This is a genomic window from Haloechinothrix alba (assembly GCF_900188115.1).
Taxonomy (GTDB): domain Bacteria; phylum Actinomycetota; class Actinomycetes; order Mycobacteriales; family Pseudonocardiaceae; genus Haloechinothrix; species Haloechinothrix alba.
Genome location: NZ_FZNW01000004.1, coordinates 17282 through 37316, shown reverse-complemented (window position 1 = coordinate 37316; position 20035 = coordinate 17282). Strand labels below are relative to the sequence as shown.

Here is a 20035-nt window from a genome sequence, read left to right as displayed (position 1 = left end):
ATGGTCCCTGATGCCGGCAGGCGCCGCACAGCGGATGATCGTGGTATGAACGCTGGAGGAGGCACGACGTCATCGGCGGCCGATGGTATCGAGGCCACGCTGCGGGACTTGTGGGCGAGCAGACCGCGCAGGCCGCGACGTGGACGCAAGTGCGCCGGAGTGGCCGCGGCGATCGGCAACCGCTACGCTATCGATCCCGTCGTCGTGCGCGTCGCGCTGGCGGTGGCGGCGTTCGTCGGCGGTGCAGGCATCCTGGCGTACCTGGTGGGATGGCTGATCTTCCCCGAGGAGGGCGACGAGGTCTCGCCCGTCGAGTCGCTTCTCGGGCGAGGTCGTAGTTCGACGTCCCACACGCTCACCATCGTGCTGTGCATCGCCCTCATCCCGGTGGCGAGCGGGACCCTGGGCATGGGCATGCACGGCGGAGGGTTCGTCGGGTTCGTGCTCCTCGCCGTGGGGCTGTACCTGCTGCACCGCAGCAGGGGGCACGAGAACCGGCCGGTCACGCCCACCTCAGGGTCCGGCGCCGGCGCGCACCCCGGCCAGGCGACACCGAGCGGCTCCCTGCACGACCCATACGCGGCAGGCGCGGCATCGCACAGCACGGAGGGCTCGGCGACCGGGGCAGCCCGGTCGCCTGAGTCGTGGGACCCGCTGGGGGGATCGCCGTTCGGGTGGGAGTTCGCCGAGCAGGACGCGGCCGAGCCCGCGCCCGTCACCGGCGCTCCCCGCAGCCGCACGCGGGTCGGGCTGATCACCACGGGAGCCACCCTGCTCGTCGCGGGTGCGGGCACCGCGCTCGGGTTGGCGGGCCACCCGTGGTTCTCCGCGCAGCACATCGTGGGGCTGGCGCTCGCCGTGGTCGGGCTCGGCCTGCTGGCGGGCTCGCTGCTCGGCGGGGGCCGCGGCCTGATCGCGCTGGCCGCGCCCCTTGCGGTCGCCGGGCTGGTGCTGACCGCGATACCGGGACACGACCTGTACCGGGGCAGCTGGGGCAACATCGACGCGACACCGGCCACGGCCGCACAGGTGCAGCAGCTCTACGAGAACGCGGCCGGTGACGTCACGCTCGACCTGACGCGCCTGTCGGGTACGGATCCGGTCGAGACCGAGGTACGCAACGTCATGGGAAACACAACGGTGACCGTGCCGGAGGACGCCGATGTGCGGTTCAGCTGCTCCAGCGCCGTGGGCACCGTGGACTGCCTCGGCTATCACCAGGACGGCTTCGGCAGCGGGACCTCAGCCACCATCGAGAGCCAGGACCCGGATTCCGGGCGGCTGATCACCCTCGACCTGCACAACACGTTGGGCACGGTGGAGGTCCGGCGTGGCTGAGAACGACGAGCACTCCCGGCAGACCGGCCGCCACGTCGACGTGGTCACGCTGCTCACCGGCCTCGCGACGCTGGCGATCGCCGGGTACGTGCTCAGTGACGGCGCCATGGTGCCTGCCGGCCTGGACCTGCACTGGCTACTGTCGGGCGGGGCGATCACCATCGGCGTCGTGCTGCTGATCAGCTCCCTGCGCCGCGGCTCCTGACGGCTGTGCGGGGCGAGCCGAGGGACCCCCTCGGTACATATGTGGCACCCGAGGAGTCCTTCGGCTCGCCCCCTACTCGCGGCAGCAGCGGTCACTCCCACTCGATGGTGCCCGGCGGTTTCGACGTCACGTCGAGCGCCACCCGGGTCACCCCCGTCACCTCGTTGGTGACCCTGGTCGAGATCCGCTCCAGCACCTCGTAGGGCAGCCTGGTCCAGTCAGCGGTCATCGCGTCCTCGCTGGAGACGGGGCGCAGCACGACCGGATGACCGTAGGTGCGGCCGTCCCCCTGCACACCGACGCTGCGCACGTCGGCGAGCAACACCACAGGGCACTGCCAGATGTCCCGGTCCAACCCGGCAAGGGACAGCTCCTCACGCGCGATCGCGTCGGCGGCGCGGAGCGTGTCCAGCCGATCACCGGTGACCTCACCGACCACCCTGATGGCAAGGCCCGGCCCCGGGAACGGTTGGCGGTAGACGATCGTCTCCGGAAGCCCCAGCTCGAGGCCGACCCGGCGAACCTCGTCCTTGAACAGCAGGCGCAGCGGCTCGACCAGCTCGAAGTCGAGATCCTCCGGCAGACCGCCGACGTTGTGGTGACTCTTGATATTGGCCGTCCCGGCACCGCCGCCGGACTCGACGACATCCGGATACAGCGTCCCCTGTACGAGGTACCGGTAGTCACCCTGCGCGGCGAGGTCACGCTCGGCCTTCTCGAACACCCGGATGAACTCGCCACCAATGATCTTGCGTTTGGCTTCCGGGTCGGTCACCCCGGCCAGCGCGCCGAGGAACTCCTCCCGCGCATCGATCGTCACGAGCCGCACCCCGGTCGCTGCGACGAAGTCGTGTTCGACCTGGGCTCGCTCCCCGGCTCTCAGCAGCCCGTGGTCGACGAACACGCAGGTGAGCCGGTCACCGATGGCGCGGTGCACAAGGGCGGCCGCGACCGCGGAGTCGACCCCGCCGGACAGCCCGCAGATCGCGCGGCCCTCACCGACCCGCTCGGCGATCGCGGCGACCTGTTCCTCCACGATCGAGGCAGTGGTCCATGACGGGCGCAGTCCGGCGATCTCGTGCAGGAACCGCCGCAGCACCTCCTGGCCGTGCGGCGAGTGCGCGACCTCGGGGTGATACTGCACGCCCGCGATGCGGCGCTCGACGTCCTCGAACGCCGCCACCGGGGACCCGTCCGTACGCGCTGTCACGGTCGCGCCTTCGGGCGCGGCGGTCACGCTGTCCCCGTGACTCATCCACACCGGATGCCTGCCGGGCATGTCCTCGTGCAGCTTGCCGCCGGTACCCGTCACATCGAGGTCGGTCCTGCCGTACTCCCGCGTTCCGGTGCGCTCCACCGTGCCGCCGAACGCCCGGGCGAGCAGCTGGAAGCCGTAGCAGATCCCGAAGACCGGAACGCCGGCATCGAGCAGCTCCGGGGCCACGTCCGGGGCCTGTTCGGCGTACACGCTGGCCGGGCCGCCGGAGAGTACGACCGCGGCAGGGCGCTTGCTCAGGATCTCGCTCGCGGACAGGGTGTGCGGCACCACTTCGGAGTACACCTGTGCCTCACGCACGCGGCGCGCGATCAGCTGGGCGTACTGCGCACCGAAGTCGATAACCAGAACGGGGCCGGTCGAATCCGGCCCGACAGGGCTAGGCACGGCGTTCCTCCCGGTGGCTGGTGGACCGTGTCCTCATCTTCCCAGGTGGGCTCGTGCGGATGCGCGGGGAGGTCAGGGATGCACCCGTCCACCGTCGCTCCTGCGGAGGCGACCACATACGGTGAGCGTATGGACACGATCATGCCCGAGCCCCGTGCCTGCTGGGTCGCGGGCACACCCGAGCAGGGTGAGACGACGGCGACCGTAACCCACCCCTACGACGGCAGCCCGGTCGCCGACGCCGCCGTACCCGGTGATCAGCAGGTGGAGCGTGCGGTGCAGGCCGCGTCCGCGGCCGCGGCGACAATGCGCGGCACACCGGCCCGTACCCGGTCTGCCGCCCTGGCCACGCTGGCGACACGGCTACGTGACCGGGAGGAGGAGATCACCGAGCTGATCACCGCGGAGTGCGGCACGCCGATCACCCGCACCCCGGCCGAGGTCGCGCAGGCCGCGGCGTTCTGCGAGGCGGCTGCCGAGACGGCTCCGTGCGGCACCGGCAGTGCCCACCGTCACCCCGCGGCGCAGGACCGCCCGGCAGCATGGGTGACCACCCGCCCGGCGCCCCGCGGCCCGGTGCTGGGGATCGGTTCGAGCGGTGCACCGCTGTGGGTGGCGGTGCGGCACGCCGCCTCAGCACTCGCCGCAGGCGCACCGATCGTGCTCAAGCCCGCTCAGCGGGCACCGCTGTCCGCCCTGCTGCTCGGTGAGATGCTCGCCGACGCGGAGCTGCCCACCGGCTGGTTCTCCGTGCTCCCGACCGGGCACGAGGCCACCCGAGCGCTGGCCGCGGATCCCCGGCTGCCCGTCGTGCTGGCCAGTGGAGCGGGATCCACCGGTGACCGGATCGCCGCGGCTGCCGGCCGCAAGCCGGTGACTCACGACGGTGGTGGCCTGGGCACAGCGGTGGTGCTGTCCGACTGGCCGGACCTGGCCCGCGCCGCGGAACGCGTCGCGGCAGCGGGAACGGCGCCGGGTGGTGTCACGTCACGCGCGACCCAGCGAGTGATCGTCGAGGAGCCCGTCGCCGACGAGTTCGTCGCGCTGCTGAGCGAGGCGGTACGGCAGCGACGGACCGGCAGCCCCTATGACGACGCGGTGGACGTCGGCCCGCTGCCGGACGAGGATGCCGCGGGCGGTGTCACCGATGCCATCGCCGAAGCCACCGCGGCAGGGGCGCTGGTCCGGGCGGGCGGCACGCGGGACGGGGCTGTCGTGGAACCCACCGTGCTCAGCGGCGTCGATTCCGGGGTCGCGCTGTGGGAGCGGCCCGTGACCGGGCCCGTGCTGGCGGTGCGCGTGGCAGGCTCCGCAGACGAGGCGTACGCGCTGGCCGGCCACACGCCGGACGGCTCGGCGGCAGGCGTCTTCACCCGCGACACCCGGCGCGCGCTGCACGCGTGCGAACGGATCGACGCCCGCAGCGTGACCATCGGTGACGTGTCCGCCTTCTCCGGCGAGCTGTGCGCGGCCGGCACAGCCGGGGAGGCCGGCGCGGAGGGAGTCCGCGCCATGGTGGACGCGCTGCTCGCCGACCGCCGGACCGTGTTCCTCGCCGAGGCGGGCACGGAACTCGGGTAGGGCGCGCCGCCGGCTCAGCGCGCCTCGGTGACCGGCAGGCGCAGCGCGCCGGGCGCCCCTTCCGGAACGGCAGGATGCCGCGGCGCAACGGCCTCGATCCGCCGGTAACCCTCGTGCTGCGCCGGCCTCGGGTCGTGCTCACCACGGTTGGGCCAGAACGAGCACGCGCGTTCGGCTTGCGCGGTGATCGTCAGCGAGGGGTTGACGCCCAGGTTCGCCGTGATCGCCGAACCGTCCATGACCGAGACGCCCGGGTAGCCGTGCAGCCGGTGGTACGGGTCGATGACGCCCTCGTCAGCGGTGGAGCCGATCGTGCAGCCACCGATGAAGTGCGCGGTGAGCGGGATGTTGAACAGCTCGCCCCATGTGCCACCTGCCACGCCACCGATGTGCTCTGCCACCAGGTTCGTCGCGTCGTACCCCGCCTTGATGAAGGTGGGGTTGGGTACGCCGTGCCCCTGCCTGGAGGTGTAGCGCCGACGACCGAACCAGCCCTTCTTGGTGAACGTCGTGATCGAGTTGTCCAGGCACTGCATGACAAGCAGGATCATCGTGCGCTCGCTCCACCGGTAGGTGCGCAGCAACCTGGCGGCCTCGATGGGGTGGCGCGCCATGTACCGCAGGGCTTGCTTCCAGCGCGGCACCGGCGAGTCCCCGTCGGTGGCGATGGTCTGCAGCAGCCCCATGGCGTTGCTGCCCTTGCCGTAGCGAACCGGTTCGATATGGGTGGTCTCGTCCGGATGGATCGACGAGGTGATCGCGACGCCCTGGCTGAAGTCGGCGTCGGGATCCACCGACAGCCTCCCCGCGCCCAGGATGGCCTCGGAGTTGGTGCGGGTCAGCTCACCGAGCCTCGCGGAGATCCGCGGCATCGCGCCGGAGTCGCGCATCGAATGCAGCAGGCGCTGCGTTCCCCAGGTCCCCGCCGCGAGAACGACCTGCCCGGCTGTCAGCGTGTGCCGGAACCGGCTGGTGTGCCGGCCCGTCTTGCGGACGTCCACCTCGTAGGACCCGTCCCCCTTGGGGCGCAGCGCGGTGACCGTGGTCATCGGGATGACCTGTGCCCCGGCCTGCTCCGCGAGGTAGAGATAGTTCTTCACCAGTGAGTTCTTCGCCCCGACCCGGCAACCGGTCATGCACTGCCCGCACTCGGTGCAGCCGGTCCTGTCCGGCCCGGCGCCGCCGAAGTACGGGTCGGACACACGCTTGCCCGGCTCGCCGAAGTACACCGCGACCGGTGTCGGGTGATGGCTGTCCGCGACCCCCATGTCCGTCGCGACCTTGCGCATCACGTCGTCGTGCGGGGTGTTGCCCGGGTAGTCGACGACACCGAGCATGCGGCTCGCCTGGTCGTAGTGCGCGGCGAGCTCGGTCTCCCAGTCCGTGATGTGGGCCCACTGGCTGTCGGTGTAGAAGCCACGCAGGGGCCGGTACAGCGTGTTGGCATAGACCAGCGAACCACCACCGACCCCGGAACCGGCGAGGATCATCACGTCCTTGAGCATGTGGACGCGCTGGATCCCGTAGCAGCCGAGGTCAGGCGCCCACAGGTACTTGGGTAGGTCCCAGGACGTCCTGGCGAGCTCGTCGTCGCTGAACCGCCTGCCCGCCTCGATGACGGCGACGCGATAGCCCTTCTCGGTCAGCCGTAGCGCGGCAACGCTTCCGCCGAATCCGGACCCGACCACGATGACGTCGTAGTCGGCCTCACTTGCCGTGGTGTTACGCGCAGTCACAGCAAATAGCATAACCCCGCGTACCGGGGAGATCCATAGCCAGGTTACCCATCAGTCACCTCGACTGGAGAGCGCGATGTCGACAGAGCAACGTCGGGAGGCGACCCGCAGGCCGCACGCCCTCGCCCCGGCGCGGGTCCGGCCGAGCGTCACACACGCGCGGTCACTTCGACCTTCTGGAACTCCTTCAGGTCGGAGTAACCGGTCTTGGCCAGCGCCCGTCGCAGGGCGCCGAACAGGTTGATCGTCCCGTCCGCGTCCGAGGCCGGACCGAGCAACAGCGTCTTGAGGTCGACTTCCTGATCGGTGGCCGACGCGACCCGCGAACGTGGCAGCGAGGGGTGCGCAGCGGCCGACGTCCAGTACAGTCCCCGCCCCGGCGCCTCAGCGGCCGCTGCCAGCGGGGAGCCCAGCATGACGGCATCCGCGCCGCAGGCGATCGCCTTGGCGATGTCGCCGCTGCAGGTGATACCGCCATCGGCGAGGACGTGCACGTAACGCCCACCGGTCTCGTCGAGGTAGTCCCGGCGAGCCGCCGCCGCGTCCACGAGCGCGGTCGCCATCGGTACCCCGATGCCGAGCACACGATCGGTACTGGTCACTCCAGGGGTGTAGCCCTGGCCGACGATGACGCCCGCCGCACCGGTGCGCATCAGGTGCATCGCGGTCCGGTAGTCGCTGACCCCGCCCGCGATCACCGGGACGTCGAGGTCGGCGATGAACTCCTTGAGGTTCAGTGGCTCCTCGCCCTCCTGGGCGACGTGCTCGGCCGAGACGATCGTGCCCTGCACGACCAGCAGCTCGACACCGGCAGCCAGCAGGTCGGGAGCGAGCTCCGCCGCGTGCTGCGGGCTGACCCGCGCCGCGACCGTGACCCCGGACTCCCGTACCGACTTGATCGCCTCGGCGATGAGTTCCCCGCGTACCGGCGCGGCATGCAGATCCTGCAGCTCACGGATCAGCATCGTGGGGTCGTCCGCCTTCTCCGCGGTACGCAGGAGGCTGGCCAACGCTCCCTCCGCGTCGGCGTGCCTGGCCCACAGGCCCTCGGCGTTGAGCACGCCGAGACCACCCAGCTCACCGATCGCTACCGCGCTCGACGGGGATACGATCGCATCAGAGGGGTGGGTGACCAGTGGTAGCTCGAAACGGTACGCGTCGATCTGCCACGCGGTGGAGACAACCTTCGACGAGCGTGTCCGCCTGGACGGCACGATCTCGACGTCATTGAGGTCATAGGCCTTGCGGGCGGTGCGCCCCATGCCGATCTCGACAAGATCCCGCACGTGAATTCCCTTCGCCTGAACGCGAGCATGCGTCGCGAGCATTCTCCCCGCACCGCCCGGCTGCCACGGACGGGGTGGGGCTGCCGCCCCGGTGGGCGTCCGCGTTACCGGGTCGTGTAGTTCGGCGCTTCCACCGTCATCGTCACGTCGTGCGGGTGGCTTTCCTTGAGCCCGGCCGCGGTGACCCGCACCAGCTGCGCCTCCTGCAACTCCCCGATCGTGCGGGCGCCGGTGTAGCCCATTCCCGAACGCACGCCCCCGACCAGCTGCTGTACGACGCTGGCGAGCGGGCCGCGATAGGGGGTGCGCCCCTCGACGCCTTCGGGGATCAGCTTGTCCTCGGAGAGCACATCGTCCTGCGCGTAGCGGTCCCGGGAGTAGGACTCGCCACCGCCGTCCTGACTGCGCGAGCGCATCGCGCCGAGCGAGCCCATGCCACGGTAACTCTTGAACTGCTTGCCACCGACCAGGACGACATCACCGGGCGACTCGGCCGTGCCGGCGAGCAGGCTGCCCAGCATCACCGTCGACGCCCCCGCGGCGATGGCCTTGACGATGTCACCGGACTGTTGGATTCCGCCGTCACCGATCACCGGCACCCCTGCAGGCCGGCAGGCCAGGTCCGCCTCGTAGATCGCGCTGATCTGCGGGACACCGACGCCCGAGACGACCCTGGTCGTGCATATCGACCCGGGGCCGACGCCCACCTTCACCGCATCGGCACCGGCATCGACCATCGCCTGCGCGCCCGCCCGCGTCGCCACGTTGCCGCCGACCACGTCGACGGTGTCGCCGAGCTCCTTCTTCACCGTGGCGACCGTATCCAGCACGTCCCGTGAATGGCCGTGCGCCGTGTCGACCATCAGGACGTCGGCCCCGGCATCGGCAAGGGCGAGCGCCCGCTGCCGCCCGTGCGCCCCCACTCCGACCGCAGCCGCGCACAGCAGCCGGCCGTCGGTGTCCTTGGTCGCGTCCGGGTACTTCTCGGTCTTGACGAAGTCCTTGACCGTGATCAGCCCACGCAGCTTGCCCGCCCCGTCGACGATCGGCAGCTTCTCCACCTTGTGCCTGCGCAGCAGCCCGAGCGCGACGTCGGCCGACACGCCGACCTGCGCCGTGATCAACGGGGCTTTGGTCATCACCTCGCTGACCGGCTGCGAGTGGTCGGCCTCGAACCGCATGTCCCGGTTGGTGATGATGCCCACCAGCGCTCCCGACGCGTCGGTCACCGGGACACCGGATATCCGGAACCGGGCGCACAGCGCGTCCACTTCCGCGAGCGTGTCCTCCGGGGAGCAGGTGACCGGGTCGGTCACCATGCCGGCCTCGGATCGCTTCACCATCTCGACCTGCATCGCCTGGTCGTCGATGGACAGGTTGCGTTGCAGCACGCCAAGGCCGCCCTGGCGCGCCATCGCGATCGCCATGCGTGCCTCGGTGACGGTGTCCATCGCCGCCGACACCAGCGGGATCCGCAATGTGACGTTGCGTGCCAGCTGCGCGCTGGTGTCCACACCACTCGGCAGGACATCGGTCTCGGCCGGCAGCAGCAGCACATCATCGAAGGTCAGGCCGAGCTGGGCGAACTTGCTGGGAAGAACACTTGCGGTCTCAGTGGTCATCGTGGATGGCTGACCTTCCTCACCCTCGTCGGTAGGCCGCTGGTGCTGGTCGAACACGCGAGCGCGGCCGGAAACGCTCGTACGCCCATGGTATCTGCATGTCATCCCACGCACCGTCCCGGAGGGTTGCTCACAGGTCGCCGGGCGGGGGCCGGCCACAGCCGGCTCACGACCGACGACCACCGGCGAGACACACCCCACCGAACAACCCCACAACCGTGAACAACCCGACCCACCACCACAGCGGGTTGCTCACAGGTCGCCGGGCGGTTTCGGCCCCCCTGTTCGAGCGACGCTCCTTCCCCTTTTAGTACCGTGCTAGCGTGCCGCACAACTTGTTGCCCCCAGATCCCTTCGCCAACGATCCGAACGATCCTGCCAAGAGCTTGGACGCCATGGACGACGACCGAGGCGAACCGATCAGTGAGGCTGAGCGGGCGGAGCTTCTTGCCGACCTCGCGGATCTCTCCATCTACCAGGCGCTCCTCGAGCCACGCGGTGTCCAGGGAATCGTGGTCGATTGCGTCGATTGTGAGCAAGCGCACTTCCACGAGTGGCACCTACTCCGGGCCAGCTTGGAGCAGCTGCTGACCGACGAGCGCATGCGACCGCACGAGCCTGCTTTCGACCCGGATCCGCACGACTACGTGAGCTGGGAGTACTGCCGGGGATTCGCCGACGGCGTCACGACGGCCAACTGAACCGAGCTCATCACGGGTCGGCACCGGCTCGCGCCGTGCGCATCGGCGGTGACGGAAGCCAGCCGTACCCGCACGGCTGGCTTCCGTCACTCCTCGCTGTCCTCGCTCTGCTGCCCGTCACCGCCGTCCTCGTCGGGCTCGGACGTCCCGATCCGCGGCGACTGTTCGCTCGTCGACGACGTGGAGCTCGAGGTCGGGGCGGGTGAGGTCGTGGTCGGCTCGCTGCTCTCGGTCGGTTCCGGCGAGGTCGTCGGAACCGGGGTCGACGAGCGCTGTTCCGTCGACGAGGCCGTGCTCGAGCTGGATTCCGAGGTCTCGGCCGCAGCCGGGGCCGCGTCGCCGTCATCCTCGTCCGTCGACCCGTTGCCGCCGTCGGAGTCCTCGTCGAGCTGCGTCATCAGCTCCTCGTGCTGCTCGCTCAGCTCCTCGCGCTCCTCCTCGAGCACGATCGCGTCCAGTGCGACCTTCGCCTCGTCGAGCGCCGAACGAGCCTGGTTGAGCTCCCCCTTGGAGATCGCGGACCGGGCCAGTTCGAAGTCGTGCCGAACCTCCGAGGCGACCTCGATGGAACGTGCCTTGTCCGCGTAGAGCACTTTGGTAACACCCCACAGCGCGTCCCCCGGCTGCGCGTCCCGTGCGGCGATACCGGTGCCCGCGAACGCGATGCCGAGCACCGTCGCCGCTGCCGCCACCGGAACCAGGTACTTCCATCTCCGGGCGCCGGAGTTGTGCTTCCTGGCCATTTCGGCCGTCCGAACAGTCGTCACGGCGGTTCCGGTGTCCACAAGCTCGGGCATCGACTCGCTGTCCACGTCGCGCCGCCAAGACAGCAGTAGGGAGTTGAGCTCCGCCTCTCCGAGCTCATCGGCCTTGTTCGGATCGGCACCACCCAGAGCGTCCAGCAACGCGTCATCGGCCTGGATCTGAGCAAGATCATCGGGCTCAGGGTCCTGACCGTCCGGACCGTACTGCCATTCTCGATCGGTCACTCAGACCACCTCCTCCGCGGCCAGGGCCTTCCTCAGCCGCGCGAGCGCGCGATGCTGAGCAACCCGAACCGCCCCAGGAGTCGACCCCACAGCTTCGGCGGCCTCCTCCGCGGACATCCCGACCACGACCCGCAACAACACGATCTCGCGCTGCTTGTCGGGCAACACGTCAAGCAGCTGCGACATCCGCGCGTTCAGCTCGCCCTGCATAGCACGTTGCTCGGGTCCGCCACCGGTCTCGACGTCATCCGGGACCTCCGAAACCGGGTCGATCCGGTTTCGCTTGGCCGCCCGATGCGCATCCGCGACCTTGTGCTGCGCGATGCCGTATACGAAGGCCAGGAACGGCCTCCCCTGATCCTGGTAACTCGGCAACGCGGTCAGCACTGCCAGACACACCTCCTGAGCGACGTCATCCGCAGAGGCGAACGAACGTTCCTGCATCCCGACCCGGGCGCGGCAGTACCGCACCACGAGGGGACGGATAGCGGATAGTAGCCGCTCGATCGCTTGAGGATCGCCCTCGACCGCAGCCGTTACCGACTCGTCGAGTCCATCCCCCACATTCGACATCGCAGACAAGGGTCCTGGCGTTACGTGTAGGCGAGCAGGGGTTGCGGCACGGACTCGGTCGGTCAGCGCCGCCGGTGACCACTCTACGGTACCCTGCGAGGTTCACTGACCTCGAAGGTGTCGATGGTGAGCGCTGTGGAATCGGGAAGCCGTGGCCGCGACAGCCGCATTGCGGCGGTCACGGCCACGCGCCCGCGAGTGTGACCTAGGCGACGAGGCCGCGACGGAAACCGTAGGCAACTGCCTGCGCCCGGTCACGCACACCGAGCTTGCGGAACAGGCGTCGCGCGTGGGTCTTCACGGTGTCTTCCGACAGGTAGAGCTCGCGGCCGATCTGGCCGTTGCTCTTCCCCTGGCTCATGCCGCGTAGCACCTGAAGCTCCCGGTCGGTCAGTTGCACCGCCGGGTCGGAGGGTTGCCGCTGGGTCGGCACCGAGGTACTGGCGAGTGTGTGCGCGAGGGCCGCGACCAGTTCGGGGCGCGAGGCGTCCCAGCGAAGGTAACCGCGTGCCCCACCGGCGATCGCCGCGGCGATGCTGCTCGCGTCGTCGGGAGCTCCGAACACGATCACGTTCGCCTGCGGGCTGGCCGAGACCAACCGCCTGGTCGCCTCGACGCCGGTCGGTACGGCACGCTGGGTGCCGACGAGCACCACATCGACCGGCTGCCGCGAGTATCTCGTCAGCAACTCCTCTCCGTGCGCAACACAGTCGATTCGGCTGACTCCGGGCACAGCCGACATCACGCGAGTCAGTCCTTCGCGAACACTGCGTCGGTCATCGCAGATCAAGACCGTCGTCACGGGGATTCCTTCCTGCAGCCGGGTGACGTTCCACTTCCCCTATCGGACACTTTTGGCCCAACCTTGACACGATCCGGTGGCTTTTTTTCGGCGACTTTCGCCCAGATGTCTGCACGCGTGCTCACATCGGTAGATGTTCCGGGGTCCCCGTACCCACGTCCGGTATAACCGTCCCGCCTGTCATCACCCTGCGAGCAGGGCACCGCAGGAGTCGGTGCCCCCGTCCGCGCACCGGACACACGCGGACCACGTGCCCCCGTGGCGACCAGCCGAGCACCAACCCGGAACGCCGCGCCAGGGACCTCCCGGGCGCCCGTCACCACGCGAGCGGCCCGGACCACCGGCAGCAGGGCGACGCCGCTACGGCTCCACCCGTCAGCCGGGCCGGATCCCGGTCACCGGACATCACCGGCCACCGGGACCCACGGCGAGGCGATAGCACATTCCCTACCCTCCGGATCGGCCTGTCGTAGCACTCTGTGTAACGTACTCAGCACAGTATGTCTCAATCCCGCTGCGTCCGCAGCACCACAACCCACATCCCCCAACCCCGCTGCGTCCGCAGCACCACAACCCACATCCCCCAACCCCGCAGCGCCCGCAGCACGGCACTCCGCTGCCACCAGCGCGGCAGGCCAGAGCAGCGACAACAGCCCGTAGCCTTCGGCGGTGTCGACGGCGCGATCGGCGAGCTCCCCGGCCTGCGCCAGACAGCCCGTATTCCCCCGCGCGGCCGCCATCCGCGCCGAGGCGAGCACGATGTCGGACTTGACCGCATGCCGGGCCGCGCCGTGTTCGCGGGACAGCTCTGCGGCCCGCTCCGCGGGTGCGCACGCCGCAGAGGGATGTCCCGTGGCCAGCTCCACCTCCACCCGCACCCAACCGCACCGCACCCTGCCTCGCCAGCCGGTCCCCGGCTGTGACGCGGCGGCTTCCGCCCCGGCAAGCAAGACACGAGCCTCCCGCCCACGCGCCATCGCCAGCGCGTCCGCGGCCAGACCGAGCCGAGCATCCAGCAGCGCGGCGTGCGCGCTCACACCGCACCGGTCGGTCACGTCCGGTGCGACCGCGCCCGTCCCGCACCCGGCGACGATCCGCGCGAGAGCGCGCGCATCCCACCGGCGAGCGGCCGCGTGCCCACCGAGCTGGCGGCGATGTGCCGCATGGGTACTCGCGGCCAGCGAGCTCACCACGGGGTCCGTGTCCCGAACGAGGTCACCCAGCACCGCCGCCGCGCGCGCGTACCGTCCGCGTGCCCCGTTGATCACCGCGGACAGCCATCGCATCTCGGGCGATCCCGACTCGGCACCGGCGACAACCTCCTCGTCCGGGCACGGGTCGCCCCCGAACGCGGCCTCGTACACACGCCGCTGCACCGGGTTCACGAGGTGATCAGCCCTCGTCCGCCGAAGCCCGCAGGCCGGCTCCGAGCGGCTCTCCCGGCGACCCGGTCAGCACGTAGGTCACTCGATCCGTGACCTCCTGTGCGGTGCCGAGATGCTCGACCGTGCCGGGCAGCTCGGCGGCGTCCCAGCCCGGTCCCCAGGTGAACACCCTGCTCCGTTGCTTGCTCCGTGCCAGTCTCGTCACGAGGTCCCGGCCGACCCCGCTCGAGCCCTGGTCCCACACCACCATCGCCGAGGGGACGCTGCGGCGCGCGATGGTCACCAAGGTCTCGGGCGGCACAGCAGAACCGAGCACGAGCGTGTCGACGCTACGGGCGGACAGCCCGGCCGCCAGCGCGTACAGCGCGACGTTGTGCCGCACCTGCTGGGCCGAGACCAGCAGCACCGGATGGTGATTGCTCGGACGCTCCACGGAGGAAGTCGCGCGGGCGAACGCCAGCAGCGCGCACTCGACGAGCACGTACTCCGCCTCGACGCCGGCGCGAGCGCCCTCCCAGCCACCGCGCATCGCGGCGAGTACCGGGGTGAGGACCTCATCGAAGCCGACGAGCGGCCCCTCCGCGTCCAGCGTCTCGTCCAGGATCCGGTGCACCGCGCGCGCGTCAAGCGCGAACGCTGCCGCGCTTAGCTTGCGCGCGAGCCGGCTCGTGCGCTCCCTGTCATCCGCAACGGCAGTCCCGGCGCCCGGCTCGGCACCCGCTGCGGCCCCAGGCTCCGGGGCCGACCGGGCAGCGTCGATCGTCACCTCGCAGTCCCGCGCGTACCTCGCCGCTTCGGCCGTCGACGCGCCGCTGAGCAACGCGCGCTGCATCACCTCGAGCCGCGCCACGTCGCCCGGCGCGTAGCGTCGATGTTTGCCGTCGGTGTGCGCGCTCGGCCCGACACCGTACCGGCGATCCCAGGTCCGCAGGGTGGCCGGAGCCACCCCGAGCCTGCGCGCGACCGCCGCCACCGGCAGGGTCGGCTCACCCGATCTCGCCGGTTCGGACGAGCCCGGTTCGGACCCCGCTCCGGCACCACGGTCGCCGGCGGCGGTTCCGTCCGCGGCCGGCGACTGCGTGGGGTCCGCGCTGTCAGCGGGCATGTCTGCGGGCACTCCCATCAATATTCCGGCGTACGCAGGACCGAGCAACCGGAGACAACCGCATCATAGGCGTTGCATCACGCTGTCGGGGGATAAAGCCGGCCTGAATTGACCATGGTCTCTTGAACAACTCTTGGCGCGGTTCTAACGTTACGTCCACTGCGCCAAATGGAGCAGTACAGCGGACAGAAGCAGGCTGACCAGTTCAACAACGACAACCGCACGTACTACTTCACTCGTAAGGCGGCGACCATGGCAGACACACGGAGGCTTCCCGGCCCCAACGCGGACGTGTGGGACTGGCAACTCGAAGGTTCATGCAGAGGGATGGACAGCGCCTTCTTCTTCCATCCGGACGGGGAACGCGGCCCGGCTCGAGCACGTCGTGAAGCGATCGCCAAGGCGATCTGTCAGGGCTGTCCGGTGCTCCAGCTGTGCCGTGCGCACGCCCTCGCGGCCCACGAACCGTACGGGGTGTGGGGCGGGCTGTCCGAGTCGGAACGCGAGAACATCATCAAGAACCGCAACTCCCGCGCCCCCGAACCCGCCCTCGCAGGTCACTAGCTTCCATCCGGCCGGGTCCCGACGCACTCAGGGGCGGCCTCCCGGTACGGAGATACCGGGAGGCCGCCCCTGAGCAACTGCGCGAGTCGGGCGCCAGGAGGCCCTCACTCAGTGCGAGTGGCCTTCGTCCTCCTCGTCGTCCTCCGGCTTCTCGACGACGGAGCCTTCCGTGGTGAGCACGGACTTGGCGATGGAAGCAGCGTTGGACACCGCCGAGCGGGTGACCTTGACCGGGTCGACGATGCCTGCCGCGGCCAGGTCGAGGATCTCGCCGGATGCCGCGTCGAATCCGCGGCCCCAGCTCTCCTCACGCACCTTGGACACCACGACGGCACCTTCGTGGCCTGCGTTGCTGCAGATCCAGAACAGCGGTGCCGACAGCGCTTCGCGCACGATCGACACCCCGGTCGCCTCATCGCCGGTGTAGCCGAGGTTGCCGTCCAGCGAAGCGGCCGCGTGCACGAGCGAGGAGCCACCGCCGGGCAGGATGCCCTCCTCCACAGCGGCCTTCGTCGAGGCCACCGCGTCCTCGATCCGGTGCTTGCGCTCGTTGAGCTCCGTCTCGGTCGCCGCACCGACCTTGATCACCGCGACACCGCCGCCGAGCTTGGCCAGCCGCTCCTGGAGCTTCTCCCTGTCCCAGTCCGAGTCGCTGGTCTCGATCTCCTTGCGGATCTGCGCGATCCGGCCGGACAGGTCGTCCGACGAACCGCCGCCGTCGACCAGCGTGGTCTCGTCCTTGGTGATCACGGCCCGCCGCACGGTGCCGAGCGACTCGATACCGGTCTCGGACAGCTTGCGTCCCAGCTCGCTCGAGATCACCTCGGCCCCGGTGACCACGGCCAAGTCCTCGAGGAACGCCTTGCGCCGGTCACCGAAGAACGGAGCCTTGACCGCCACCGCACTCAGCGTCTTACGCAGCGAGTTGACCACCAGCGTGGACAGCGCCTCGCCCTCGATGTCCTCGGCGATGATCAGCAGCGGCTTCTTCGTCTCGATGACCTTCTCCAGCAGCGGGAGCAGGTCGTTGAGCGCCGAGATCTTCTCGCTGGTCAGCAGCACGTACGCGTTCTCGAGAACGGCGCGCTGCTCCTCGGGGTTGGTGGCGAACTGCGCAGAGACGTAGCCCTTGTCGAACTGCACACCTTCGGTGATGTCCAGCTCGGTGCCCATCGAGGAGGACTCCTCGACGGTGATCACGCCGTCCTCGCCGACCTTCTCGACAGCCTCGCCCAGCAGGGCACCGATGTTGGCGTCCCTGGACGTCACGGTCCCGACCTGGGTGATGCTCTCGCGCCCCTTGACCGGGGTCGCCTTGTCCTTGAGGAACTCGACGACCTTCTCGGCCGCCGCCTCGATCCCCACGCCGAGCGCCGCGGGACTCGCACCGGCTGCCACGTTACGCAGGCCGTGCTTGACCAGCGCCTGCGCGAGCACGGTCGCGGTGGTGGTGCCGTCCCCGGCTACGTCGTTGGTCTGTGTCGCAACACTCTTGGCCAGCTGCGCGCCAAGGTCCTCGAACGGGTCGTCCAGCTCGATGTCGCGCGCGACAGTGACGCCGTCCAGCGTGATGGCCGGGCCGCCGAACTTGCGGTCCAGCACGACGTGCCTGCCACGCGGCCCGAGCGTCACCTTGACCGCGTCGGCGAGCTGATTGACGCCGCGCTCGAGAGCCTTGCGGGCCTCGTCGTCAAAGTTAATCTGCTTAGGCATAAGTCTTGCCTGCTTACCTTTCGGTGACTCATTCGTCTGTCGGGCGTGCCACGCCCGGTGCGTGGCGGTTGCCCCCGATGCCGTCGTGGCTCCGGCTGCCAGCGCCGCGACCACGACAACAGCAGGCGCCCCGGCCCCCGGGCGTACTCGGGGTCCGGGGCGCCTGCGCTGGTAGTTTGCCGCCTGGCGTACGTCAGTTGACGACAGCCAGCACGTCGCGCGCGGAGAGGATCAAGTACTCCTCACCGTTGTACTTGACCTCGGTCCCGCCGTACTTGGAGTGGATGACGACGTCACCCTCCTTGACGTCCAGCGGGATCCGGTTTCCCTTTTCGTCGATGCGGCCCGGGCCTACGGCCAGGACCTTGCCCTCCTGGGGCTTCTCCTTGGCTGTGTCGGGGATGACGAGACCAGAGGCCGTCGTCTCCTCGGCCTCACTCGCCTGGACAACAATCTTGTCCTCGAGCGGTTTGATGTTCACGCTCACCGGTTTGACCTCCACGGGTCGAAAGAAAGCGTTGGCAGGTTTTCGATGGTTACATGCTCGATGCCGAACCGTGTGCGGGCTTGCTCGCCGCCCGGATCCGGGCTCGACCGAGCCCAGGAGAACAGCAAGCTGGGCGCGCACATGCCCGTCATCTCGCAGGGGTACGACTCCTACCACCCCGTCGTCGCGGGTTGCCGGGGCGTGCTTGGTGCCGTCGTGTTAGCACTCTACCCATGCGAGTGCTAGACGCGCAAGCGGGGGCGATTCCAACGCGCATACTGCCGCGCCGCTGCTAGCATCGACCAGCACCGACGCTACAGCCATCCCGCAGCAAGCTGCTCCGAGGTCCCGCTACACGGCGTTCGTTCCCGACAGTTCCGGCACCGGATCCGCACCGGCCTTGCACGGCGCCCGCGGTGGGCCGCGGAACGGGACACCGTGTGAGCTCGACGGGAAGGTGGTATGCAGCCCCGCCCCCTTGAGACACTGATCGCCCTGCTCGGGGTCGCGGCCGTGCTCGGCGTCGTGGCGGGCGCGGTGTGGCTGGTCCGGAGCGGGGACGACGGTCCACGACCGCCCCAGGGGAGGCCGCCGCCCCCGACCGCCGAACACGACCCGGGACCGGCCCCGGAGCCCGAGCGGTTCCCGCCCGCACTGGTCACCAAGATCGACACCGGTGACGCGGACACGCGGCACACCGGGCTCGGTTCCGCGGGCGCGATGGTCGTCGAGCCGGTCGAAGGGGGTCTGACCATGTTGCTCGCCGTGCATTGGAGCGAACGGCCCGATGTCCTCGGTCCGGTGAGTAGCGCGCGGCAGACCGACCTCGAGCTGCTCGGGCAGTTCGAGGATCCGGTCCTCGCGTACTCGGGGGCCGCCCCTGCGCTGCTTCCACTCGTCACCAGTGGCGACGCCGTCTCGGCCACCCCCGACGCCGTACCGGACGCCTTCTACAGGGACCCCGACCAACCGGCCACGAACGACCTGTACGCGCGGCCGAACCAACTGCCGGAAGCCCCGCAGACCCGCCGACCGTTCCCGACCGGCGCACCACCGGCCGGCGGCGAGGCGACCGGCAGCTACCGGGTCTCGTACCCCAGCGACACCTATGACTTCACCTGGTCCCCCGACCGGCGCAGCTGGCTCGTATCGAGGAACCGGAACGCGTTCACCTCTGCCGAGCACGGGCAACTGGGGGCCGAGACGGTCGTCGTGCTCGACGTCAGCACCGATACCGGGCTGGGCATCACCGACGCCGCGGGCAGGCTGTCGCCTTCGCCCGCACGGTCGGCGAAGGCGAGGCCGCGGTACTCCGTGACGGCCGGCTGCACGAGGGCACATGGCAACGCTCCGATGCCACCGACCCGATGGAGCTGACCAGCGACGGCGGCGACCGCATCGCACTCGGTGCCGGCCGGCTGTGGGTCCTTCTCCTGCCGGACCGACCCGGGCCGGCTGAAGGGCCGGTCGACCGGGACAACAGGTCGGTTCCGTCTGGGTAACCACTCGTCTCGTTCCTTGAAACTGCCACCCGGAGCAACAGAAGATCATCCTAACGAGGGACGCCGTAAGGGGTGTCCGACACCGACGGACGGATCGCGTGTGCAGCGAGCTCGAGGGAGCATCAACCGGAGCGCGTACGCCGTCCTTGCCGTGCTGGTCGCCGTCCTCGCGACGATGCTGACCACACCGACCGGCCAGGCATCCACCGCTCGGACCTTCCCGGCACGCCATACGTCCGTCCCCGAAGGCAGCGGGAACGAGTTCGTCTGGCCGGTCTCGGGCTGGGTGGCTGCGACCCGCGTGTACGCGACCGGAGCCCATCACCAGGGCTCCGCCGACATCGCGGCCGCGCACCACACGCCGGTGCGGCCTGCACGGTCCGGCCGGGTCGAGGTGACCGGCTGGAGCCAGGCCAACGGGTGGTACGTGCGCATAGACCACGGTGGCCTCCACGGCTACACCTACCGGACCCGCTACGCGCACCTTGTCACCGAGCCGCAGGTCAGCCCGGGCGACCTCGTCTCCGACATCTACGACGGCGGCACCGTACTCGGGTACGTCGGCCGCACCGGCACCGCAAACATGAGCGGGTCGCACGTGCACTTCGGTATCACGCGCATCGACAAGAGCACCGGTCAGGCTCGGGACGTCGCCGTACCCGGGTGACGGTCACCGGGAGCCGGAACGGTTGGTACCGCATCGACCACGAGGGCCGACACGGTTGGATCAGAGGCTGGTACACCGCGGGCCGGCAGTGACCACCTGGCGTCCTGCAGGACTCA

18 protein-coding genes and 1 pseudogene are annotated in these 20035 nt (G+C 69.8%); 8 read left to right on the top strand and 11 right to left on the bottom strand.

Annotation, left to right across the window (positions count from 1 at the left end; genetic code table 11):
- The first annotated feature begins 45 nt into the window (after nt 1-45).
- Both CHB84_RS04155 and CHB84_RS04150 read left to right on the top strand, forming a co-directional pair.
- Nucleotides 46-1338 (top strand): PspC domain-containing protein, encoded by a 1293-nt coding sequence (locus CHB84_RS04155; RefSeq protein ID WP_089300153.1) that lies wholly within the window; start codon nt 46-48, stop codon nt 1336-1338.
- Nucleotides 1331-1543, top strand: a complete 213-nt coding sequence (locus CHB84_RS04150) for a hypothetical protein (protein ID WP_089300152.1) — start codon at nt 1331-1333, stop codon at nt 1541-1543. The genes CHB84_RS04155 and CHB84_RS04150 overlap by 8 nt, the downstream gene beginning before the upstream one ends.
- A gap of 91 nt (nt 1544-1634) precedes the next feature.
- On the opposite strand, the gene guaA is transcribed toward CHB84_RS04150, so the two are convergent.
- Complete coding sequence (guaA, locus tag CHB84_RS04145) at nt 1635-3206, bottom strand: glutamine-hydrolyzing GMP synthase (RefSeq protein ID WP_089300151.1); 1572 nt, start codon at nt 3204-3206, stop codon at nt 1635-1637.
- 129 nt (nt 3207-3335) lie between these two features.
- Between guaA and CHB84_RS04140 the strand changes: the two genes are divergently transcribed.
- Nucleotides 3336-4787 carry an aldehyde dehydrogenase family protein gene (locus tag CHB84_RS04140; protein ID WP_089300315.1) on the top strand — a complete coding sequence of 484 codons (1452 nt, stop codon included), beginning with the start codon at nt 3336-3338 and terminating at the stop codon, nt 4785-4787.
- A 14-nt stretch (nt 4788-4801) separates the two neighbouring features.
- Here the strand turns inward: CHB84_RS04140 and CHB84_RS04135 are convergent, their stop codons facing one another.
- The 3 genes from CHB84_RS04135 to guaB form a co-directional block, all read right to left on the bottom strand.
- On the bottom strand, nt 4802-6523 hold the full coding sequence (locus CHB84_RS04135; RefSeq protein WP_245818546.1) for a GMC family oxidoreductase N-terminal domain-containing protein: 1722 nt from the start codon (nt 6521-6523) through the stop codon (nt 4802-4804).
- Nucleotides 6524-6672: 149 nt separating this feature from the next.
- On the bottom strand, nt 6673-7809 hold the full coding sequence (locus tag CHB84_RS04130; protein WP_089300149.1) for a GuaB3 family IMP dehydrogenase-related protein: 1137 nt from the start codon (nt 7807-7809) through the stop codon (nt 6673-6675).
- Between the two features lie 104 nt (nt 7810-7913).
- Nucleotides 7914-9431, bottom strand: a complete 1518-nt coding sequence (gene guaB, locus CHB84_RS04125; protein WP_089300314.1) for an IMP dehydrogenase — start codon at nt 9429-9431, stop codon at nt 7914-7916.
- Nucleotides 9432-9754: 323 nt separating this feature from the next.
- On the opposite strand from guaB, the gene CHB84_RS04120 reads away from it, so the two are divergent.
- Complete coding sequence (locus CHB84_RS04120; RefSeq protein WP_245818545.1) at nt 9755-10132, top strand: DUF5319 domain-containing protein; 378 nt, start codon at nt 9755-9757, stop codon at nt 10130-10132.
- Between the two features lie 86 nt (nt 10133-10218).
- Here the strand turns inward: CHB84_RS04120 and CHB84_RS04115 are convergent, their stop codons facing one another.
- The 5 genes from CHB84_RS04115 to CHB84_RS04095 form a co-directional block, all read right to left on the bottom strand.
- The gene (locus CHB84_RS04115) at nt 10219-11121 is read right to left on the bottom strand and encodes an anti-sigma-D factor RsdA (RefSeq protein WP_089300148.1); all 903 of its coding nucleotides are present in this window, start codon (nt 11119-11121) and stop codon (nt 10219-10221) included.
- Entirely contained in the window at nt 11122-11694 is a 573-nt protein-coding gene (locus CHB84_RS04110) for a sigma-70 family RNA polymerase sigma factor (protein WP_089300147.1), read from the bottom strand.
- Between the two features lie 205 nt (nt 11695-11899).
- Complete coding sequence (locus CHB84_RS04105; RefSeq protein WP_089300146.1) at nt 11900-12496, bottom strand: response regulator transcription factor; 597 nt, start codon at nt 12494-12496, stop codon at nt 11900-11902.
- Nucleotides 12497-12891: 395 nt separating this feature from the next.
- Nucleotides 12892-13881 carry a hypothetical protein gene (locus tag CHB84_RS04100; RefSeq protein WP_245818544.1) on the bottom strand — a complete coding sequence of 330 codons (990 nt, stop codon included), beginning with the start codon at nt 13879-13881 and terminating at the stop codon, nt 12892-12894.
- A gap of 7 nt (nt 13882-13888) precedes the next feature.
- The gene (locus CHB84_RS04095) at nt 13889-14986 is read right to left on the bottom strand and encodes a MerR family transcriptional regulator (RefSeq protein WP_089300145.1); all 1098 of its coding nucleotides are present in this window, start codon (nt 14984-14986) and stop codon (nt 13889-13891) included.
- Nucleotides 14987-15238: 252 nt separating this feature from the next.
- On the opposite strand from CHB84_RS04095, the gene CHB84_RS04090 reads away from it, so the two are divergent.
- Nucleotides 15239-15550, top strand: coding sequence for a WhiB family transcriptional regulator (locus tag CHB84_RS04090; protein ID WP_089300311.1), 312 nt, complete (start codon nt 15239-15241; stop codon nt 15548-15550).
- A gap of 108 nt (nt 15551-15658) precedes the next feature.
- On the opposite strand, the gene groL is transcribed toward CHB84_RS04090, so the two are convergent.
- Entirely contained in the window at nt 15659-17263 is a 1605-nt protein-coding gene (gene groL / locus CHB84_RS04085; RefSeq protein WP_089300144.1) for a chaperonin GroEL, read from the bottom strand.
- 193 nt (nt 17264-17456) lie between these two features.
- Nucleotides 17457-17750: a co-chaperone GroES gene (gene groES / locus CHB84_RS04080; protein ID WP_089300310.1), complete on the bottom strand. Its 294-nt coding sequence runs from the start codon at nt 17748-17750 to the stop codon at nt 17457-17459.
- 462 nt (nt 17751-18212) lie between these two features.
- On the opposite strand from groES, the pseudogene CHB84_RS24160 reads away from it, so the two are divergent.
- The 3 genes and pseudogenes from CHB84_RS24160 to CHB84_RS04070 all read left to right on the top strand — a co-directional run.
- Nucleotides 18213-18764, top strand: a pseudogene (locus CHB84_RS24160) (DUF3048 domain-containing protein); the annotation flags it as partial.
- A 104-nt stretch (nt 18765-18868) separates the two neighbouring features.
- Complete coding sequence (locus tag CHB84_RS24155; RefSeq protein ID WP_141134570.1) at nt 18869-19252, top strand: DUF3048 C-terminal domain-containing protein; 384 nt, start codon at nt 18869-18871, stop codon at nt 19250-19252.
- 100 nt (nt 19253-19352) lie between these two features.
- Nucleotides 19353-19919 carry a M23 family metallopeptidase gene (locus CHB84_RS04070; protein WP_089300142.1) on the top strand — a complete coding sequence of 189 codons (567 nt, stop codon included), beginning with the start codon at nt 19353-19355 and terminating at the stop codon, nt 19917-19919.
- Nucleotides 19920-20035 lie beyond the last annotated feature (116 nt).